This is a genomic window from Sphingomonas sp. (assembly GCF_041661885.1).
Lineage (GTDB): Bacteria > Pseudomonadota > Alphaproteobacteria > Sphingomonadales > Sphingomonadaceae > Sphingomonas.
On the sequence record NZ_JBAZTL010000002.1, the window covers coordinates 75,296 to 91,723 of the forward strand.

Below are 16,428 nucleotides of genomic sequence, written 5' to 3' on the forward strand. Positions count from 1 at the left end.
CCGCCCCTTTTCGCCGCGCTACGCCGCTGCTGTTCAAGCCTCAGCCAGCATCCTTGAACCGCGGATGGTCCGGGCGCAGCGGAGGTTCGAAATCCACGCGCCGCCAGATCGCGTTCACGGGCTCTTCCGGGTCGGGGATCGCGAAATCGAGATAGCCGAAATAGGTCAAAATAACGCGCTCCGCCGTATCGGTGATCGCCGTGCGACCGTGCATGAAACGCGTATTGTCGACCATCAACAGATCGCCGACATTCCACTCGATTTCCGCGCTGAGCTGCTCCCCGGTCATCCGGATCGCCTGTAGCCACGCCTCGGGCACTTCATATCCGTCATCCAGCACCGGATGATCGGGCCGACCGTGGTTAAAGCGCGCGAACAGCAGAAAATTGCCAAAAGCGGGCTGGTCGATGAACATCGGTTTGTGGAGCGCGGGGCGACTGAACACCCGCAAGATGCCGCTATCGGGATAGCGCCGGAAAAAATAGGGACATTCGGGCGGCGGAGAGGCCAGTTGCGCATCGCTCGGTTCGGGCGTGCCCAGCCAATACTCGAGCAGGGACGGCCAGGTTGGTTTGATGTACAACAAACGCCGCTGCGCAAGCCCGCGACGCACCACATCGGGCATTTCGCGAACCAGGGCGACGCCATCGCAAATCGTCGTCCGCCCGCCCGTGCGGGGCGCGACCAGACACCCGAAAAAGGCAACGTCGGGCTTCCACGGCTCACGCGACAATTCCGGATGCAAGGAAAACGCGGCGTTGCCCCCATCGACCGTGAACACATTCGCCGCAGCGTCGATCGGCTGTCGCCCCGGACTTTCATTCACCACCGAGGTCGCGCAAAACTGCTTCGCGAACGCCCCAAAACCCGCAGCATCCACGCCGAACCCGCTGAACAGCACCGCGCCATGCGTTTTGTACAGGTCGATGATCTGCGCCTTGTCGAGGTCCAGGATCGACGTTTCACCAGTCGCTTCGATCACGACATGCGGCTGATAAAGAGCGGGCAAATGGATGTCGGGCATGATGCAGCGGGGATAGCCGCCAACGGCACGACACGCTATAGCCCAAACGTGCCTTTGACCTTCGATGATCTCTTCGCCTCGCCCGATCACTATTTGCAGTCGTTCGACGGCGAAAAGGCGGTGTTCGTGCCGATGGACCGCGCGGCCTATCACCGATCGATCTTTCTCGATCATCGCATTTCGCCGGCGGCCGAGCAGAGCATGGCCCTGCCGATTTCCGAATTGGCGGCGCGCGGTTCACCAGCGCAGCCGACGTCGTGGATTTTCCACATGGCGCATTGTGGATCGACCTTGCTCGCCCGCGCGCTCGATGATCCGAACGCCAGCCTCGTGCTGCGCGAACCGCTGACCTTGCGGCAAACCGCAATCCACGGCCTGCCGGCGCGGCTTCCGCTGGTGCTCGCGATGCTCGGCAAGCGCTACCGCGCCGATGCGCCGACGCTGGTCAAGGCCAATGTACCGGTCAATTTCCTGTTGCCGCATTTGGCTGCGGCGGATGGGGCAGCGCGCGCGGTGCTGCTCTACCTGCCGCTGCGCGCCTATCTGCTGGCCATCCTGCGCAACGAAAACCATCGCGGCTGGGTGCGCAATGTCACCACGCAATTGGCCCCTTATGTCGGCGACTGGTCGGCGCTTGGCGATGCCGAACGCGCCGCCGCCTTGTGGCTGGCCCAGGTCGAAGCCTTCACGGCGACACTGGCCGCAATGCCGAACGCGCGCGCGCTGAATGCCGAGTTCTTGTTCAACGACCCCGTACCCGTGTTAAAAAACGCCGCCGCCCATCTCGGCATACCGATTGCGCCGAATGCGTTCGAGGCAATTGTCGCAGGACCGCTCTTTTCGACCTATTCCAAAAACCCCAGCGTCGCGTTCGACAATGCCGCGCGGCTGGCGCGGGCAGCCGAAGTTGCAGCGGCGATCGCCCCCGAACTCGCCATTGCCGAGGATTGGGTCGCGCGCCATGCCAAGCACCCCAGCCCCGATGCCGCGCTGGTGGCGGCAGCGCTCAATCGCTGACGCCAAGCGCGGGCGACATCGCGCCGTCCGTGCCCGCAGCGACTGCGTAAAAGCGCCGCAAAAGGTCGCGCTCGGTCGGGGTAATATACGGGTTCCAAACGTCGAAAATCAGGATGGCGCGCAACTGGTCCGATCGGTTCCACGCTTCATGATCGATCGTATCGTCAAACGCCCAGGCCTCGCCCACTCGCCACTCGCGCGTCTCGCCACCGACGCGGAAGCTGCACCCCGGCGGGACGATCAGCGGCAAATGGATGATCGCGCGAACGTTGCTGACGCCGGTATGCGCCGGCAAATGCGCACCCGGCTGCAACAGCGAAAAAAACACCGTCGGCGTCCGTTGCGGCAAATCGGATAGCGGCAGCGCTTCCACCGCCGCCGCCGTCTGCGGCGCGCGCGCGCAGGCGGCATCGTCACGCCGCCCATCCTTCCACAAATGCAGCGCCCCCCAGGCAAGCGAATGGTCAAGCACGGACCATTTGTTCTGCGGTGTCCCCGGCGGCATCGCGACATAGGGGCGCACCGCCGCCGCATCCCCGGCCAGGATCGCTTCCAGTTCGGCGCGGATCACATCCGTTTTCGCCTCGATTTCGGCGAGCCACGGAAAGTGTTCCCGCAGGAAAAATTCCTCCGCCGGAAGGAAGGGGAAATGCATCCCCGCGCAAGTGTTGGCGTAAATCGCGCGCCGCCCCAGCGCATGATCGATACAAGCGTCAACCCGACGACGATCCGCCGCCGCGATGGCATCGCGAGCGTCGGCGAGACCGCGATCGATCGTACTGCCGAACGCCTCGCGCTGGCTAAGGACATAGCTGCGCGCATGGTCGAACATCGCTTCGAGCGCGGGGCTCCGTTCGTCGATCGACGGTGCCATCGCCAATACGCCGCTCCAATGGTCCGCAGCGCCGGTCTCGTCCCCACGTCGTTCGAGCAACTCCGCCATCCGCACCAACGCCATGAAATGGCGCTGGTCGATCGCCAGAGCGCCATTGAGCGCCGCCTCTTCGCCACCATCGTCCCCCTGCTCGCGGCGCGCCCGGGCAAGGTTCATCCAGAGTTCCGGTGCGGCGGGATCAGCCTTGATCGCGCGATCGAACAAAGCGATCGCTTCCTCGAACCTGTTCAGCGTCAAGGCGTGCAGCCCCAGCGCATTCAGCGCCATCGGATGTTCGCCAGCCTTGGCCAGCACATCGCGAAACAATCCGACCGCGGCTTCGATTCGACCCGCGCGCCGTTCCTGAACCGCCGTTTGAAGCATCCGCTGAATGTGCGCATCGTCCATCGGACCTGCATATCGGCGTCTAACCGACTAGACAACGCGGGCCCGCCTGAACAAACAGGCATGATGACGTCGTCCCCCTTGTCGGGCGGCCCGCCCAGGCCGCCACTATCGATCGAAGCCGCCGCGCGCGATGCGGCCTGGCTCGCACATCGCTACGATCCCGGACACGATGCGGTACATTTGCTCCCCGTACCGCGCACCGAGCACCGCCGCGCGACCTTTTTGACCGACGAATATCTGCCAGCCGGGCTCTCCCCGCTTGTCGTGCGCCGCGCCGATGCGATCGCCGCGGCACCGCCGACCGCGCCGGTCCATTTCCTGTTTCACGCCGCCTTTTGCTGCTCGACTCTCCTCGCGCGCGCGCTCGATCGCCCGGGTTGGTCGATGGGGCTGAAGGAACCGGTGATTCTGAACGACATCATTGGCTGGCGACGACGCGGCGGGCAGGGGCCCGATATGGCGGCCGTTCTGAACGACGCCCTGACCCTGCTGTCTCGCCCGTTCGGGCCCGGGGAAATGGTGTGCGTAAAACCATCGACTGCGGTGAACGCCCTTGCGCCTGCGATCCTCGCGTTGCGCGGCGATGCCTGTGCTGTGCTGCTTTATGCACCGTTGCGCACCTATCTCGGATCGATCGCGCGCAAGGGCCTGGACGGGCGGCTATGGGTGCGCACGCTGTTGACCGGAATGCTCGACGACAATCTGGTCGATCTGGGATTCGCTCCGCGCGACTATCTCGGCCAGACCGACTTGCAAGTGGCGGCGGTCGGGTGGCTCGCGCACCAGCAACTGTTCGCACGGCTTGTCGCTCAGTTCGGCGCGGCACGCATCCGCACTCTCGACAGCGCGACGTTGATGGCCGACCCTGCGGCCGCGCTCGCAGCGTTCGCCAAACTCACCGGGCGACCGCTCGGCGCCGCCGGACTCGCCGAAATTGCGGCGGGTCCCGCCTTTCGGACACATTCCAAAACCGGCGCCGCGTTCGATTCGCGCGATCGGGTTACGGAATTGGAGCGTGGTGACGCGCTCCACGCCGACGAAATCGACAAAGTGGCGCGCTGGGCCGAAATCGTCGCGGCAAATGCGGGCATCGCGATGGACAGCCCCGCACCATTGCTGCGCTAACCGCTCAGCATGGACCCCCGTTGGCCGCGTTACGGCAGGATTCGGAGCCGGGTCCGGACGCGCGGATATTGTCCCGCTCCTGGTCCCATTCGCGCTGCGTCTTGCAGGCTTTGTAGGTTCCCACCAGCGATCCTGTAACCGCAAACCGCCGACAAATGACTTTTTCGGCCGAATTTGCGTCCGGTTTCGCACGCGTCGCGGCTGGCGTGGGCTGGGAATCTACGCTCGCGAGTGACATCAAGAGAAGGATCAGCATCACGACCTCACAAATTACGGCACCGCGCCGTATCGATGATAAGGACCGCGCCGAAACAATGTCAAACCGGGTCATCAAACGGCGACGCACTCCGGGTGCCCCCGTGTCGGCTGGTGCGCGCGCCGGGCTTGAACAGGCGCTTGCAGCGGGCAATATCGAACGGGCAGCGAAGCTGGCGGAAAGCGAACTTGCAGCGGGGCGCGCCGATCCGCTGGTTCTCAATCTTTGCGCCTGGCTAAAAGAAGAGGCGGGCGATTTTGGCGGGGCGCACACCCTGCTCCGACGAGCGTTGACGCTCAGCCCCGGCGACGTGGCCATTCTTGGCTCGATTGGTGCCGTGCTGCGCAAGCAAGGCTTTCTGGACGAAGCGTTGGCCATCCTCGATGACGTCGTCGCCGCCGAGCCACGCCACGCGGCGGCCTGGCTCGAGCGGGGATATGTGCTCGACGCGCAGCGCAACGACATCGCTGCCGCCGCCAGCTATCAGCGCGCGCTCACGCTCGATCCAACCCTTTCCCCGGCGCTCGGCAAGTTGAGCGATGCAGCCGCGCGGCGCGGCGACGCGGCAACCGCCCGGCACTATGCGAACGCGGCCCTCGCACTCAATCCGAAGGAACCGTCGGCGGTGTTCGCGCTGGCGTTGCTCGCGGTCGAGGCGCGCGATGGCGCGCGGGCGGAGGCGCTGTTACGCCCGTTGCTGGAGACGCGGCTCTCGCTTGATGATCGTACCCGCTCGCTGACCTTGCTCGGCGACGCGCTGGACCGGCTGGACCGCCCCGCCGAAGCCTTTGATTGCTATAGCGCGGCGCAAGCCTCCTTTCGCGAGGCGCATCGTGCGGTTCTCGCCCCGGAACCCGGTCGTCCATCGCATCGCGCCTTTATCGAGGCGATCCGGGAACAGGTTGCCGCGACCGGGACGGTCGCCGCGCTGCCCGTAGCAGAGGCGGTGCCCGGAGCTGCGGCGACACACGTCTTCCTGCTTGGCTATCCGCGCTCAGGAACCACGTTGATCGAGAATGTCCTGGCGAGCGCACCGAATGTCGTCGCGCTCGAAGAACGCGATACGCTGGTCGAAAGTGATGCTGCACTGCTGGCAAATGATGGAACCATGCCGCCACTCGACGCGCTGGATCCGGCGTTGCTTGACCGCCTTCGCGCCGCCTATTGGACACGCGTTGCGACCCTTGGCGGTGCGGTAAACGGCAAAGTGCTGGTCGACATGAACCCGTTCAATGGCATCAAACTGCCGATTCTTGCGCGGCTGTTCCCGCAGGCGCGGTTCGTCATCATGCGCCGTGACCCGCGCGACGTTGTATTGAGCTGTTTCCGCGTAAACTTCACGCCCGGAGCCGGTGCCTGGGCCTTTAGCGAGTTAGAGGAAACCGCGCGCCATTATGACGCGCTGATGCGGCTGATCGACCTTGCGTGCGAGACGCTGCCAATTGCGTACCACGAAGTGCGGTATGATCGGTTGGTCGGCGATTTTGAACCGACGGTGCGGGCGCTCGCCGAATTTATCGGGCTTCCGTGGACCGAGGATTTCGCCGCCTTCGCCAGCACCGCGCAAAACCGCGGGGTACGCACTGCGAGCGAAACGCAGGTTCGCAAGGGCCTGTACAATGGCGGCGGGCAATGGCGGCGCTATGCTGATCCGTTGGCGCCGGTTTTGCCGATATTGTCACCCTGGATCGAACGCTTCGGCACCGGCGCCTAGACGTCGATCTGGGTCGCCACGCACGACCAAACAAAAGGGGCGGGCCATTCGACCCGCCCCTCGCGTTAAAGTACTTCCAAAAGCGTCAGAACTTGACGGTGGCGCCGACCGAGAAGCGGCGGCCAACCGCATCGTAAGTCGATGGGTAGGTATTGCCGCTGTTGAACGAGGTCGAGCCAACAGTCCCGCCAACGATCGGCGGTTGACGATTGAACAGGTTCGTCACCGTAACGGTAAGCTGGAAGCTCTTCGCAACGCTCAATCGTGTAGCGAAGTCGAAATAGTCATACGCGTTGATATGTCCGAAATGGACGACTTCACCAGCGAGTGCGCCCGTTCCAATCGTCCCTGAGAACGTCGTCACGCCCGGCTCGACGTTCAACGGGCTGATGTGGCGCCACAGAACCGAGAAGTCGGCGGGGCCGAAGGTCAGCGTGGAGCGCTGGCTCCAGCTAAATTCAGGCTGCAGCGACCCCGGCGAAGACGACGGACCAGCCGAACCAGGTGATCCGCAATTCTGGCCGTACAGCCCAATGCACTCACGATTGGCAACCGCCGGGAAATTACCACCGGCGCCAGGGTAACCCGGCGGAATGATCGAGCCCGGTACAATCGCCTGGAATTGCGAGCGATGCGTCCAGTTGCCGAGGAAGCTCAGCGCAAGCTTCGCAAAACCGAGATTGCGGCGATAGTTTACACCAAGATCGATACCATCGGTCACGATTCGGCCCGAGTTGGACGATGGGAAGATCAAACCCCTGGTCGTTGCCGGATCGCCATCGAGCGCACCGGTAACAGGATTGCGACCAAAGAGCGCGCAAGCCGCCTTGTTGACGTTCGCGGCGCTCCCGCTGTTATCGCCGAAGCACCCTGCGATAAGATCACCCGGTCCGGGCTGCGAAATCGCGTTCTTAACCCGGATATTGTAATAATCGACCGTGATCGACAACCCAGGCACGTAAGACGGGCTCAACACCAAGCCGATATTGTAGCTGTAGGATGTTTCAGGACGGAGATACGTGCCGCCAGCGGTTGTCGCGTTCGCCTGCGCTGCGGTTGGGTTGGCGATCGAACCGATCGAAGCCGCCGGGGCCCCCTGCGCGAGACACACTGCCACCAGATTGGCATTGTAGGCCGCGTTGCCCAATTGCGTAGCCGGGTTGGAGCCGCGGCACGGATCGGTGGCAAGGTTGGTCAACCCGGTGTTTAACGGAGAGAACAACTCCGCGATGTTCGGAGCGCGAACTGCCTGTTGGAAACCACCGCGGAGCTTGACACCGCCGGTAGGCTCCCACGTACCATTTACCTTGTAAGTAAAGGTGTCGTACTTCGGGCTACCTGCCGCATCTACCGAATACGCCGAGTAGCGTGCGCCGGTTTCAAGCGTCAGGCTCCGGACGAAAGGCTTGTCCTCGACGAGCGGAATGATCGCTTCGCCATAAACTTCCTTGACGTCATAGGCGCCGCGATAGTTCGGGACCGCGCCGCCTGCGCCACCGAGTTCACCAGCCGTCTGGGAAAGAGCATCGGCGATCTGCCGCGCAGTGTATTTACGATATTCGGCGCCGACGGCGAAGCCAATCGACTTCGTCGCCCACGGCGTGTTGATACCAACATCTCCGCTGAGCAAAGCGCGAGCCTGCGCAAGCGACGTTTCCTGCGACGTGAACGCTGATGCCGTCAAATACGGAATCTGATTGGGCGAAATCGACCCGTCTGCGCCAAAGATGTTGACGGGCACGCAGCCCGAACCCGCCGTGATCGGGGCACCGGCCGCAGCAAGCGGCTGAAGCGCCGGATTCGGGTTTGGTACAACCGGCGACGCGCCAAGGCAGGTCGATGTATTCGTTGCATAAACGGCGCTACGCAAACGCGAAATCAACACATAGTTGGACTGGGTCTGCGTGTTGGTCGACTCACCGTAGCTGCCCGACACATCAAGCGTGAGGGACGGCGAAATGGTGAACTTGGCTCCGCCGTGGAAATCGAAAAACTTCGTCTTGAACGACGACAGGCGCGGCCCGACTTCGGTCGTACGCCGACCAACCGTGGTGGTGAAGCTCCGGAAATTGGGATCGTTGGGATTGGTCGCCGTTGCCGCTGCGTCGCACTGCGCCGTGGTGAGCGTCTGAATGCCCGCAGTGTTGGGGTCGAAATCGTTATTGGCGCAGAATTGCGCACGCGCGGCGGCCGGCAAATACGGATTGCTGACTGGAATAGTCAGCAATTGACCAAACACACCCGACGGCGCGATGATGGTGTCTACTGTATTCTGCGACCACAGGCCGCGACCATAGACTTCGATCTTGTCGGAAACGTCATAATGGCCCGCGCCATAAACGTTGTAACGCTCGAACGGTGTCTGGAAAATGTTGTACGGGTTGAAGTTAAACCCATCTTGCGACCTGCTATAGGGCCGCAATTGGCCGTTGCTCGGCTGGATCGTGTTAAAGCTCGATCCCAGCGTGAAACGCCCTGGCACCGTAGTGCCCGAGCCACCCTGTGCGCCGGTCGTCGAGGTATAGTTGTTTTGCGAAATCCGGCGAGCGCCCTGATAAATGGGGTCCGACTTCTGATAGCCACCCGACAACACGACGTTGCCACGGCCATCCGAGAAATTGTGGCCTACCGTTACATCGCCGCGGAAATAATGGCCATCGCCTTTCTCGGTAATCTGGTTCGATGCCGAAACCTCAACCCCCGAAAAATCCTTGCGGGTAACGAAGTTGATAACGCCCGAGACGGCGTCGGCACCGTAAGTGGTGGCAGCACCGCCGGTCAGCGTGTCCACACGCTCAACAAGCGCAAGCGGGACGTTATTGAGATCGACGCGACCGACAACACTCGACGGAGCGACGCGAATACCGTCGAGCAACACCACGTTGCGGAAGTTGCCGAGGCCGCGAAGGTCGGCATAGGATGCGCCGCCATTGCCGTTGTTGACCGCCGAACCGATGCTCGGCACCGCACCCGGCAAATCGCGCAGCAACTCTTCAGCCGTATTGCTCTGCCGCAACGCGATATCATCACGAGTAATGATCGCGACCGGGCTGGACGCCGTCAAATTGGCGCTCCGGATCAGCGAGCCGGTAACGACGATGTCTGCGCCGGTCGTGTCCGCCGGAGCTGGTTGCGCCGCAGCATCGGTTGGCGGCGTGGTGGGTGCCACTTGCGCAAAGGAGGGCGTCGACACCAAAGCTGCACTGGCGAAGAGGGTGGAGCCAAGTAAAATTGACCGTGTCTTTGTCTTCATGGAAACCCCCATTTCGGCCTTTTCGACCAAATTTTATCGGTGCCCGATCGATGTCGGACGGTGCGGTATGGGTATGATGCCTGGAGGTGAAACCGCAACGGCCTAATCTATTAAAACTGCAATATTGTGGCGTGTGTGACGTTTTTGATACATGTCCTTGATTGGCGACAAATGGCCAATGGGTCGACTCGGCTCAATCCCGCCACCGCGCCAAATTTTCTGACGGAGGGCCCTTCGTCCCACCAAAGCCGTGACGTGCAGCGAATCACTCAGTTCGCGGAATCGGTCCCGCCACCAGCAACGGGTCGATCTTCGCATCGTGCCATTTCATGCTCCAATGCAAATGCGGGCCGGTCGCGCGTCCGGTCATGCCTGACAGTGCAACCGGCTGGCCACGGCGGACGCGCTCGCCCACGCGCACGTCGATGCGCGACAAATGCAGGAAAGCGGTGTTGAGCCCCATGCCGTGATCGATCATCAGCAAATTGCCCTCCAGTGTGAAGGGATGGTCGCTCGCCAAAATCACCACGCCATCGGCTGGCGCGAGGATAACCGAGCCGGTCGGCTTCGCCACGTCCACGCCCGAATGATAGGAGCCCGCCTCGCCATTCTTGTAGATCCGCTGCGACCCGAACAATGTCGAAATCCGCCCGATGGTCGGCCACAGAAAGGTCTGCCGCCACCCTTGCGAATCCGACGAAACGCGCCGCGCCGCGTTGATCTGCGCCAGCTCGGCGGGGCGCAACCGATCGAACTCGGGCTGCGGCAAGGGGATCTTGGGCAAGGAATTGAGCCGCGAAATGTCCCACCCGCGCGGCGCGATGCCGAGCGTATCGCGCACCACGCGCCCGTCATCGAGCGTCGCGATCAGGTTCGCCGTCGGCTTGGCATCCCGGTCAAAGGCGATCAGGAAACGTCCATCGGGCGTGACCGGGATGGTTTCGCCGTTGAAGGACAACAAACTGGTATTGGACGGCGCGATGCCGATCACCAGCCCGCCCTGGATCAAGCTGCCCGAATAGCTAAAGCTGATCCGCTGCGGCTCGCGCTGCGGCTGCGGCGTGGCGCGGCGCGCGACCGGGGGGGCGCTGACCGGCTGCACGGTCGGGCGCTCGGGCGCGGTGGTACAACTGCCCAAGGCGACCAGGGCCACCGACCCGATCGCTCCCCAAACCGTTCGCGCCAGCCGCCCGCGCCGCGTCATTCCGATGCCATCGCCTCGGTCGCGATTTCCGCGCTGGCATAGGCCTCCTGCCGCGCGACACTCCAATAGCGCACATCGTCGAGCGCGATCCGCGCCCCCGACACCGCGCACAAAACATGATCGCCGGGGGCGAGCACACGAAAACCATTGGCCATGAAATGCAGCCGCGCAGGGCGATCGGTGTTGGACATCAGCATAAGCGCGCGCTTTTCAATAGCATGGGTGGATCAAAACAGCGTCGGCTGCTCCGGCTTGGGCACACCATAGGCTTTGGTGCCCGCGCGCTCAACCTTGGCGTCAACTTCGCCGTCGCGAAAGTGGAGCGTGACCGTACCCGCCGCGCGCGCCGCACCGGCGGAGCCGACCACGGCACCGGAAGGCCGCGCCGAGACAAAGGCATAGCCGCGATCGAGAATGGCATTGGGCCCGAGCGATTCGACCAGCCGCCACGTCGCCGCCAGCCGATCCCGCGCGCGCTCCAATTGCCGGTCGAGCGTCGCGAGGCGCAGCGCCCCCGCCGAACGATCAAGCTGCCCGCGCGCCACCACCACCCGCCGCTCCAGCCCGCGATCGAGCCGCGCGCCAAGATCGTCCGCCTTCTGCCGCTGTGGCCCAAGCAGCGCGTCGCGACGCGGCAACACCCGCACCAGCGCATCGAGCCGTTCGCGCCCGCGATCGGCATAGCGCCGCGCGCATTTCTCGGTGCGGGTGCCATAGCCCGCCAGCGTCAGGCGCAAATCGGCCAGCACCGGCACCGCCATCTCGGCGGCAGCCGTGGGCGTGGGCGCGCGCAGATCGGCGGCGAAGTCGGCAAGCGTGGTGTCGGTCTCATGCCCCACCGCCGAAATGATCGGGATGCTGCACGCCGCAATCGCACGCACGACGACCTCTTCATTGAACGACCACAGATCCTCGATCGAACCGCCGCCGCGCGCGACGATGACGAGGTCTGGGCGAGTCTCCGGCGGCATCGCATCAAAGCCGCGCACGGCGGCGGCGACTTCCTCGGCCGATCCCGCCCCCTGCACCTTGACCGGCCACACCAGCACATGCGTCGGGCAGCGATCCTCGAGCCGGTGGAGAATGTCGCGGATCACCGCACCGGTCGGCGAAGTGACCACGCCAATGCGCGCGGGCAGGAACGGCAGGCGCTTCTTGGCGGACGCCGCAAACAGCCCCTCGCCCGCCAGCTTGGCCTTCAATTTTTCGAGCAGCGCCATCAATGCGCCCTCGCCCGCCAGCTCCATGCGATCGATCACGATCTGATATTTGGAACGGCCGGGATAGGTGGTGATCTTGCCGGTGGCGATCACCTCCGCCCCATCCTGCGGAGTGAAGCCCAATTGCGCGACATTGCCCTTCCAGATCACACCGTCGATCACGGCGCTATCGTCCTTGAGGCTCAAATAGGCGTGGCCCGAAGCGACGCGCTTATAGCCCGAAATCTCGCCGCGCAGGCGGACATGGCCGAACTCGCTTTCAACCACCCGCTTGAGCTTGCCGGCCAGTTCGCCCACGCTCATCGGCGCGGCGTTGTCCCCCGCCACCGGCTCGGCTACGAGCGAGCCGACGCCCTCTTGCCGGGCAATCTCTAGAAAAGGGTCCGCCATTGAATGTCCTGTTGATCGGCTCGGGTGGTCGCGAACATGCGCTGGCATGGAAGCTCGCGCAATCACCGCGCCTCGGTACACTGTTCGCCGCACCCGGCAATCCGGGCATTGCAGCACATGCCGAAATTGCAGGGCTGGACGTGACCGACCACGGCGCCGTCATCGCCTTTGCGCAGGAAAATGCGGTCGATCTGGTGGTGATCGGCCCCGAAGCGTCGCTGGTCGATGGCCTGGGCGACAGCCTGCGCGCCGCCGGGACCCTGGTGTTCGGGCCGAACAAGGCTGCCGCGCAACTGGAGGGATCAAAAGCCTTTACCAAGGCGCTGTGCGACCGCGCGCGCATCCCGACCGCAGGCTATGTCCATGCGACAAGTCGCGCCGAAGCGCGCTTTGCGCTCGATCGCTTCGGCGTGCCGGTGGTGGTCAAGGCCGATGGCCTGGCGGCGGGCAAGGGCGTGACCGTGGCGACCACGCGCGAGGAAGCGGAAGCCGCGCTGGCCGATCTGTTCGGCGCGCGCGGCGGGGAAGCGGTGATCGAGGAGTTTCTGGAGGGCGAGGAAGCCAGCCTGTTCGTGCTGACCGACGGCACCGACATTCTCGCCTTCGGTTCGGCACAGGACCACAAGCGCGTCGGCGAAGGCGATACCGGCCCCAATACCGGCGGCATGGGCGCGTACAGCCCGGCGCGCGTTCTCACGCCTGAGCTGGAACAGCGCGCGATCGACGAGATCGTCCGTCCGACCGTGGCCACGCTGGCGGAAGCGGGCACACCCTTCTCCGGCGTACTCTATGCCGGGCTGATGCTGACCGCCGATGGCCCCAAGCTGATCGAATATAATGCCCGCTTCGGCGACCCCGAATGCCAGGTGCTGATGGCGCGGCTCGACGAGGATTTGCTGGAGCTGCTGCTGGCGGTGGCCAATGGCACGCTCGGGCAGCGCGCGCCCGTGCAATGGCGCGAGCAGACCGCGCTGACGGTGGTGCTCGCCGCCAATGGCTATCCCGGCACGCCCGCGAGCGGCGGGGGGATCGACGGCATTGCTGACGCCGAAGCGACCGGCGCGACGGTGTTCCAGGCGGGTACGCGGCTGCAGGACGGGCAGATCGTGGCAAGCGGCGGGCGCGTACTGGCGGTTACCGCGCTCGGTGCCGACATTGCCGCAGCGCAGGCGGCGGCCTATCGCGCGGTCGATGCGATCGCCTTCCCGACCGGCTTTCACCGGCGCGACATCGGCTGGCGCGAAATTGCACGCGACGCGGGCTAACCGGTTGCGCTAACCTTACGAAAACGCAGGAGACCCCTATGTCCAGCGGCCCGCAAAGCCCCAACCAAGCGATCGACATCGTCGGGCCGATTACGGTCACGCACGTCGTGCTGATGGCGGCGCTCGCGCTTGCGGCGATTCTGGCGATCTGGTGGGGCACGGTCCTGCGCCGCCGCCGCGCCGAGGCCGAGCAGCAAATGGAGGAAGATTTCACGGTCGCCGAGGAACACGGCGCGACCACACCCGCGACGGTGCAGGGCATGGACGAAAGCCCGACGGGCAATGCACCCGCGCCCGCGCCTGCAATACCCGCGCCCGCCCCCGTCGCCGCACCGGAAGCGCTGCCGGTTGCCAACGATCTCACCACGATCAAAGGGTTAGGCCCCAAATTGGCCACCACGCTCGGCGAGCACGGCATCACCAGCGTCGCCCAAATCGCAGCGCTCACCCCGCAAGCCGCCGCCGAACTCGACGCCAAGCTCGGCGCCTTCAAGGGACGGATGGAACGCGACCGCTGGATCGAGCAAGCCAAGCTGCTGAGCGCGGGCGACCGTGCGGCTTATGAGGCCGCGTTCGGGAAGTTGGGCGGGTAACCGCGCGTCGATCGGCCGGGCGCTGACACCGTCACCTGCTGGGGGTATCGTCGAACGGTGGCACGCCTTGGTCAAGCAGCCCGCGCCAATGGGATCGGGCACAATCGCCCGATTGCCGCCTTCCAGCGTGGCTCACTCGCTTCCTAACAGCGGACGTTGCTGGTCCGCGTAGCTACACCACAAGGGCCAAATTAGATCGATCGCCGCGATCCCTGATTTGGTCGGAGTGAGCCGGTGCGTCGCATCCAACGCAGGTCGGTATGTGGGGTCGCCCGCTGGTGTGACGATTATGGGCGCGTGTCCGAACTGGTCGGCAGTTATATCGATCACGAAGCCGTTCGCTTCGACCCAAGCATGGCCCTCCCACCCATTGGCAGTGAAGACTCCGCAATCGTTGCCGGGAAGCTCCTGTGATGCCTTCGGAGCCTGACCGCTTTGTATCGTCGCTCGGATTCCGCAGCGATCGAAAGCCCTCATGAGCATCAGGCTGGATCGGACGCAGGTCCACTGAGACGGTACGGTTGGCGCGGGCGGACCCCATGCTTCATGCCAGCGCAGCCAGTGGGGAATTAAAAACCTCCTTGCGTTCGTAGCGACAGTGAGAAGCATCTTGCGAACGTCTGCTAAGGCCGAGTGCCGGTCAATAGCTGCCGGGCTCCTAACCACCCGCTACTCGCCATTCGCAAACCGCAAGCCTGCTCGCGCAGCCTTTGCCGCGCGGAAAGCGCTATCCCCGGCGATACCCCGCATTCCGCGCGCGGCTGACCAGCACTTTGTCGATGCGGCGGCCGTCGAGATCGACCACCTCGAACTTCCAGCCTTGCTCGACGAAGCTTTCACCCTCGCCCGGCAAATGGCGGAACACCGCGAGCGCGAGCCCTGCGACGGTCGCGTAATCGCGGTCCTCGGGCAAATCGATGCCGAGCCGTTCGGCCAGCGTATCGACCGCCATTTGCCCGGCGACGAGCAGCGAGCCATCATCGCGCGTCACCACCGAGGGGGCCTCATCCGGGTCGGTATCCGAGGCGAACTCCCCGGCGATCGCGGCAAGCAGGTCCGCCGGCGTCACGATGCCTTCGAAATGGCCATATTCGTCGTGAATCAGCGCCATCGGCACTTCGGCCTGGCGCAGCGCGTCGAGCGCATCCATCGCGTCGATCTGGTCGAGCACCACCGGCGCCTGCCGCATCAGCGCGCGCAGATCGAGCGGTTCACCCTTGAACAAAGCGACCGCGATGTCGCGCGCCTGCACCACGCCGATCACGGTATCGACCGAGCCTTCGGTCACCGGTAAACGACTGTGCGAGGCACCCACCAGCGCCGCGCGAATCCCGGCATCGTCGAGCGTCGCGTCGATCCATTCGATATCGGTGCGCGGCGTCATCACCTCGCGCACCGGGCGGTCCGCCAGCCGCACCACGCCCGAGATGATCGAACGCTCATGCTCCTCGATCACGCCCGATTTGCTCGCCTCGGCGACGATCAGGTGCAATTCCTCGGCGGTGACATGCTCCTCGGTCTCGCGCTTCAGGCCCATCAGGCGGAACAACAGCCCCGACGACGAATCGAGCAGCCACACAACGGGCGCGGTACCCCAGGCGAGCGCCAGCACCGGCCCCGCCATCGCCGCCGCCAGCGGCTCGGGCGCGCGCAACGCGATTTGCTTGGGCACCAACTCGCCGATCACCAGCGAAGCATAGGTCGTAATGCCAATGACGATCGCGAAGCCGACGCTCTCGGTCGTCGCCGCGCTCAGCCCCAGAAAATGCAGCCGCGCCGCGACCGGGCCGCCGAGACTCGCGCCCGAATAGGCACCCGCCAGAATGCCGATCAGCGTGATGCCGATTTGCGTCGTCGACAGGATCTTGCCCGGGTCCGCCGCCAGCGTCAGCGCGGTGCGCGCGCCGCGATGTCCGGTACGCGCCATCGCCTCCAGCCGCGCCTTGCGCGACGAGACGATCGCCAGTTCTGACATCGCGAAGACGCCGTTCAACACGATCAGCGCGAAGATGATCGCGACGTCGATCCAGGGAAAGGGGGGGAGCGGTGGCATGGCGCACCCCCTCCTTTGCGCGAATCGCGCCA

12 protein-coding genes are annotated in these 16,428 nt (G+C 64.4%); 5 read left to right on the forward strand and 7 right to left on the reverse strand.

Translation table 11 applies throughout. The features are described 5' to 3' along the window. Positions 1–40: 40 nt before the first annotated feature. A complete protein-coding gene (locus WC704_RS04480; protein WP_372888796.1) occupies positions 41–1,024 on the reverse strand; it encodes a TauD/TfdA family dioxygenase in 984 nt (327 codons plus the stop codon). Between WC704_RS04480 and WC704_RS04485 the strand changes: the two genes are divergently transcribed. Beyond that, a complete protein-coding gene (locus WC704_RS04485; protein ID WP_372888797.1) occupies positions 1,010–2,041 on the forward strand; it encodes a hypothetical protein in 1,032 nt (343 codons plus the stop codon). The two genes, WC704_RS04480 and WC704_RS04485, sit on opposite strands and share 15 nt — an antisense overlap. Here the strand turns inward: WC704_RS04485 and WC704_RS04490 are convergent. Then, complete coding sequence (locus WC704_RS04490) at positions 2,031–3,323, reverse strand: aspartyl/asparaginyl beta-hydroxylase domain-containing protein (protein ID WP_372888798.1); 1,293 nt, start codon at positions 3,321–3,323, stop codon at positions 2,031–2,033. The genes WC704_RS04485 and WC704_RS04490 overlap by 11 nt on opposite strands. Before the next feature lie 60 nt (positions 3,324–3,383). On the opposite strand from WC704_RS04490, the gene WC704_RS04495 reads away from it, so the two are divergent. Both WC704_RS04495 and WC704_RS04500 read left to right on the forward strand, forming a co-directional pair. Next, positions 3,384–4,448: a hypothetical protein gene (locus WC704_RS04495; RefSeq protein WP_372888799.1), complete on the forward strand. Its 1,065-nt coding sequence runs from the start codon at positions 3,384–3,386 to the stop codon at positions 4,446–4,448. A gap of 314 nt (positions 4,449–4,762) precedes the next feature. Beyond that, complete coding sequence (locus tag WC704_RS04500) at positions 4,763–6,418, forward strand: sulfotransferase (protein WP_372888800.1); 1,656 nt, start codon at positions 4,763–4,765, stop codon at positions 6,416–6,418. Positions 6,419–6,503: 85 nt separating this feature from the next. On the opposite strand, the gene WC704_RS04505 is transcribed toward WC704_RS04500, so the two are convergent. The 4 genes from WC704_RS04505 to xseA all read right to left on the reverse strand — a co-directional run bounded on the left by WC704_RS04505 (position 6,504) and on the right by xseA (position 12,485). Continuing rightward, a complete protein-coding gene (locus tag WC704_RS04505) occupies positions 6,504–9,671 on the reverse strand; it encodes a TonB-dependent receptor domain-containing protein (RefSeq protein ID WP_372888801.1) in 3,168 nt (1,055 codons plus the stop codon). A gap of 265 nt (positions 9,672–9,936) precedes the next feature. Further along, positions 9,937–10,875, reverse strand: a complete 939-nt coding sequence (locus tag WC704_RS04510; protein ID WP_372888802.1) for a M23 family metallopeptidase — start codon at positions 10,873–10,875, stop codon at positions 9,937–9,939. Next, on the reverse strand, positions 10,872–11,072 hold the full coding sequence (locus WC704_RS04515) for a DUF2093 domain-containing protein (protein WP_372888803.1): 201 nt from the start codon (positions 11,070–11,072) through the stop codon (positions 10,872–10,874). The genes WC704_RS04510 and WC704_RS04515 overlap by 4 nt, the downstream gene beginning before the upstream one ends. 30 nt (positions 11,073–11,102) lie before the next feature. After that, positions 11,103–12,485 carry an exodeoxyribonuclease VII large subunit gene (gene xseA / locus WC704_RS04520; protein ID WP_372888804.1) on the reverse strand — a complete coding sequence of 461 codons (1,383 nt, stop codon included), beginning with the start codon at positions 12,483–12,485 and terminating at the stop codon, positions 11,103–11,105. Between xseA and purD the strand changes: the two genes are divergently transcribed. After that, a complete protein-coding gene (gene purD, locus WC704_RS04525) occupies positions 12,485–13,750 on the forward strand; it encodes a phosphoribosylamine--glycine ligase (protein ID WP_372888805.1) in 1,266 nt (421 codons plus the stop codon). The two genes, xseA and purD, sit on opposite strands and share 1 nt — an antisense overlap. 38 nt (positions 13,751–13,788) lie before the next feature. After that, on the forward strand, positions 13,789–14,343 hold the full coding sequence (locus WC704_RS04530; RefSeq protein WP_372888806.1) for a helix-hairpin-helix domain-containing protein: 555 nt from the start codon (positions 13,789–13,791) through the stop codon (positions 14,341–14,343). Between the two features lie 727 nt (positions 14,344–15,070). On the opposite strand, the gene WC704_RS04535 is transcribed toward WC704_RS04530, so the two are convergent. Further along, positions 15,071–16,396: a hemolysin family protein gene (locus WC704_RS04535; protein WP_372888807.1), complete on the reverse strand. Its 1,326-nt coding sequence runs from the start codon at positions 16,394–16,396 to the stop codon at positions 15,071–15,073. Positions 16,397–16,428: the final 32 nt, after the last annotated feature.

Coding starts and splice junctions, on each gene's coding strand:
- WC704_RS04535 (WP_372888807.1), bottom strand. CDS start 16,396: ATGCCACCGCTCCCCCCCTTTCCCTGGATCGACGTCGCGATCATCTTC.
- WC704_RS04480 (WP_372888796.1), bottom strand. CDS start 1,024: ATGCCCGACATCCATTTGCCCGCTCTTTATCAGCCGCATGTCGTGATC.
- WC704_RS04530 (WP_372888806.1), top strand. CDS start 13,789: ATGTCCAGCGGCCCGCAAAGCCCCAACCAAGCGATCGACATCGTCGGG.
- WC704_RS04510 (WP_372888802.1), bottom strand. CDS start 10,875: ATGACGCGGCGCGGGCGGCTGGCGCGAACGGTTTGGGGAGCGATCGGG.
- WC704_RS04495 (WP_372888799.1), top strand. CDS start 3,384: ATGATGACGTCGTCCCCCTTGTCGGGCGGCCCGCCCAGGCCGCCACTA.
- xseA (WP_372888804.1), bottom strand. CDS start 12,485: ATGGCGGACCCTTTTCTAGAGATTGCCCGGCAAGAGGGCGTCGGCTCG.
- WC704_RS04490 (WP_372888798.1), bottom strand. CDS start 3,323: ATGGACGATGCGCACATTCAGCGGATGCTTCAAACGGCGGTTCAGGAA.
- WC704_RS04500 (WP_372888800.1), top strand. CDS start 4,763: ATGTCAAACCGGGTCATCAAACGGCGACGCACTCCGGGTGCCCCCGTG.
- WC704_RS04485 (WP_372888797.1), top strand. CDS start 1,010: ATGGATGTCGGGCATGATGCAGCGGGGATAGCCGCCAACGGCACGACA.
- WC704_RS04515 (WP_372888803.1), bottom strand. CDS start 11,072: ATGCTGATGTCCAACACCGATCGCCCTGCGCGGCTGCATTTCATGGCC.
- WC704_RS04505 (WP_372888801.1), bottom strand. CDS start 9,671: ATGAAGACAAAGACACGGTCAATTTTACTTGGCTCCACCCTCTTCGCC.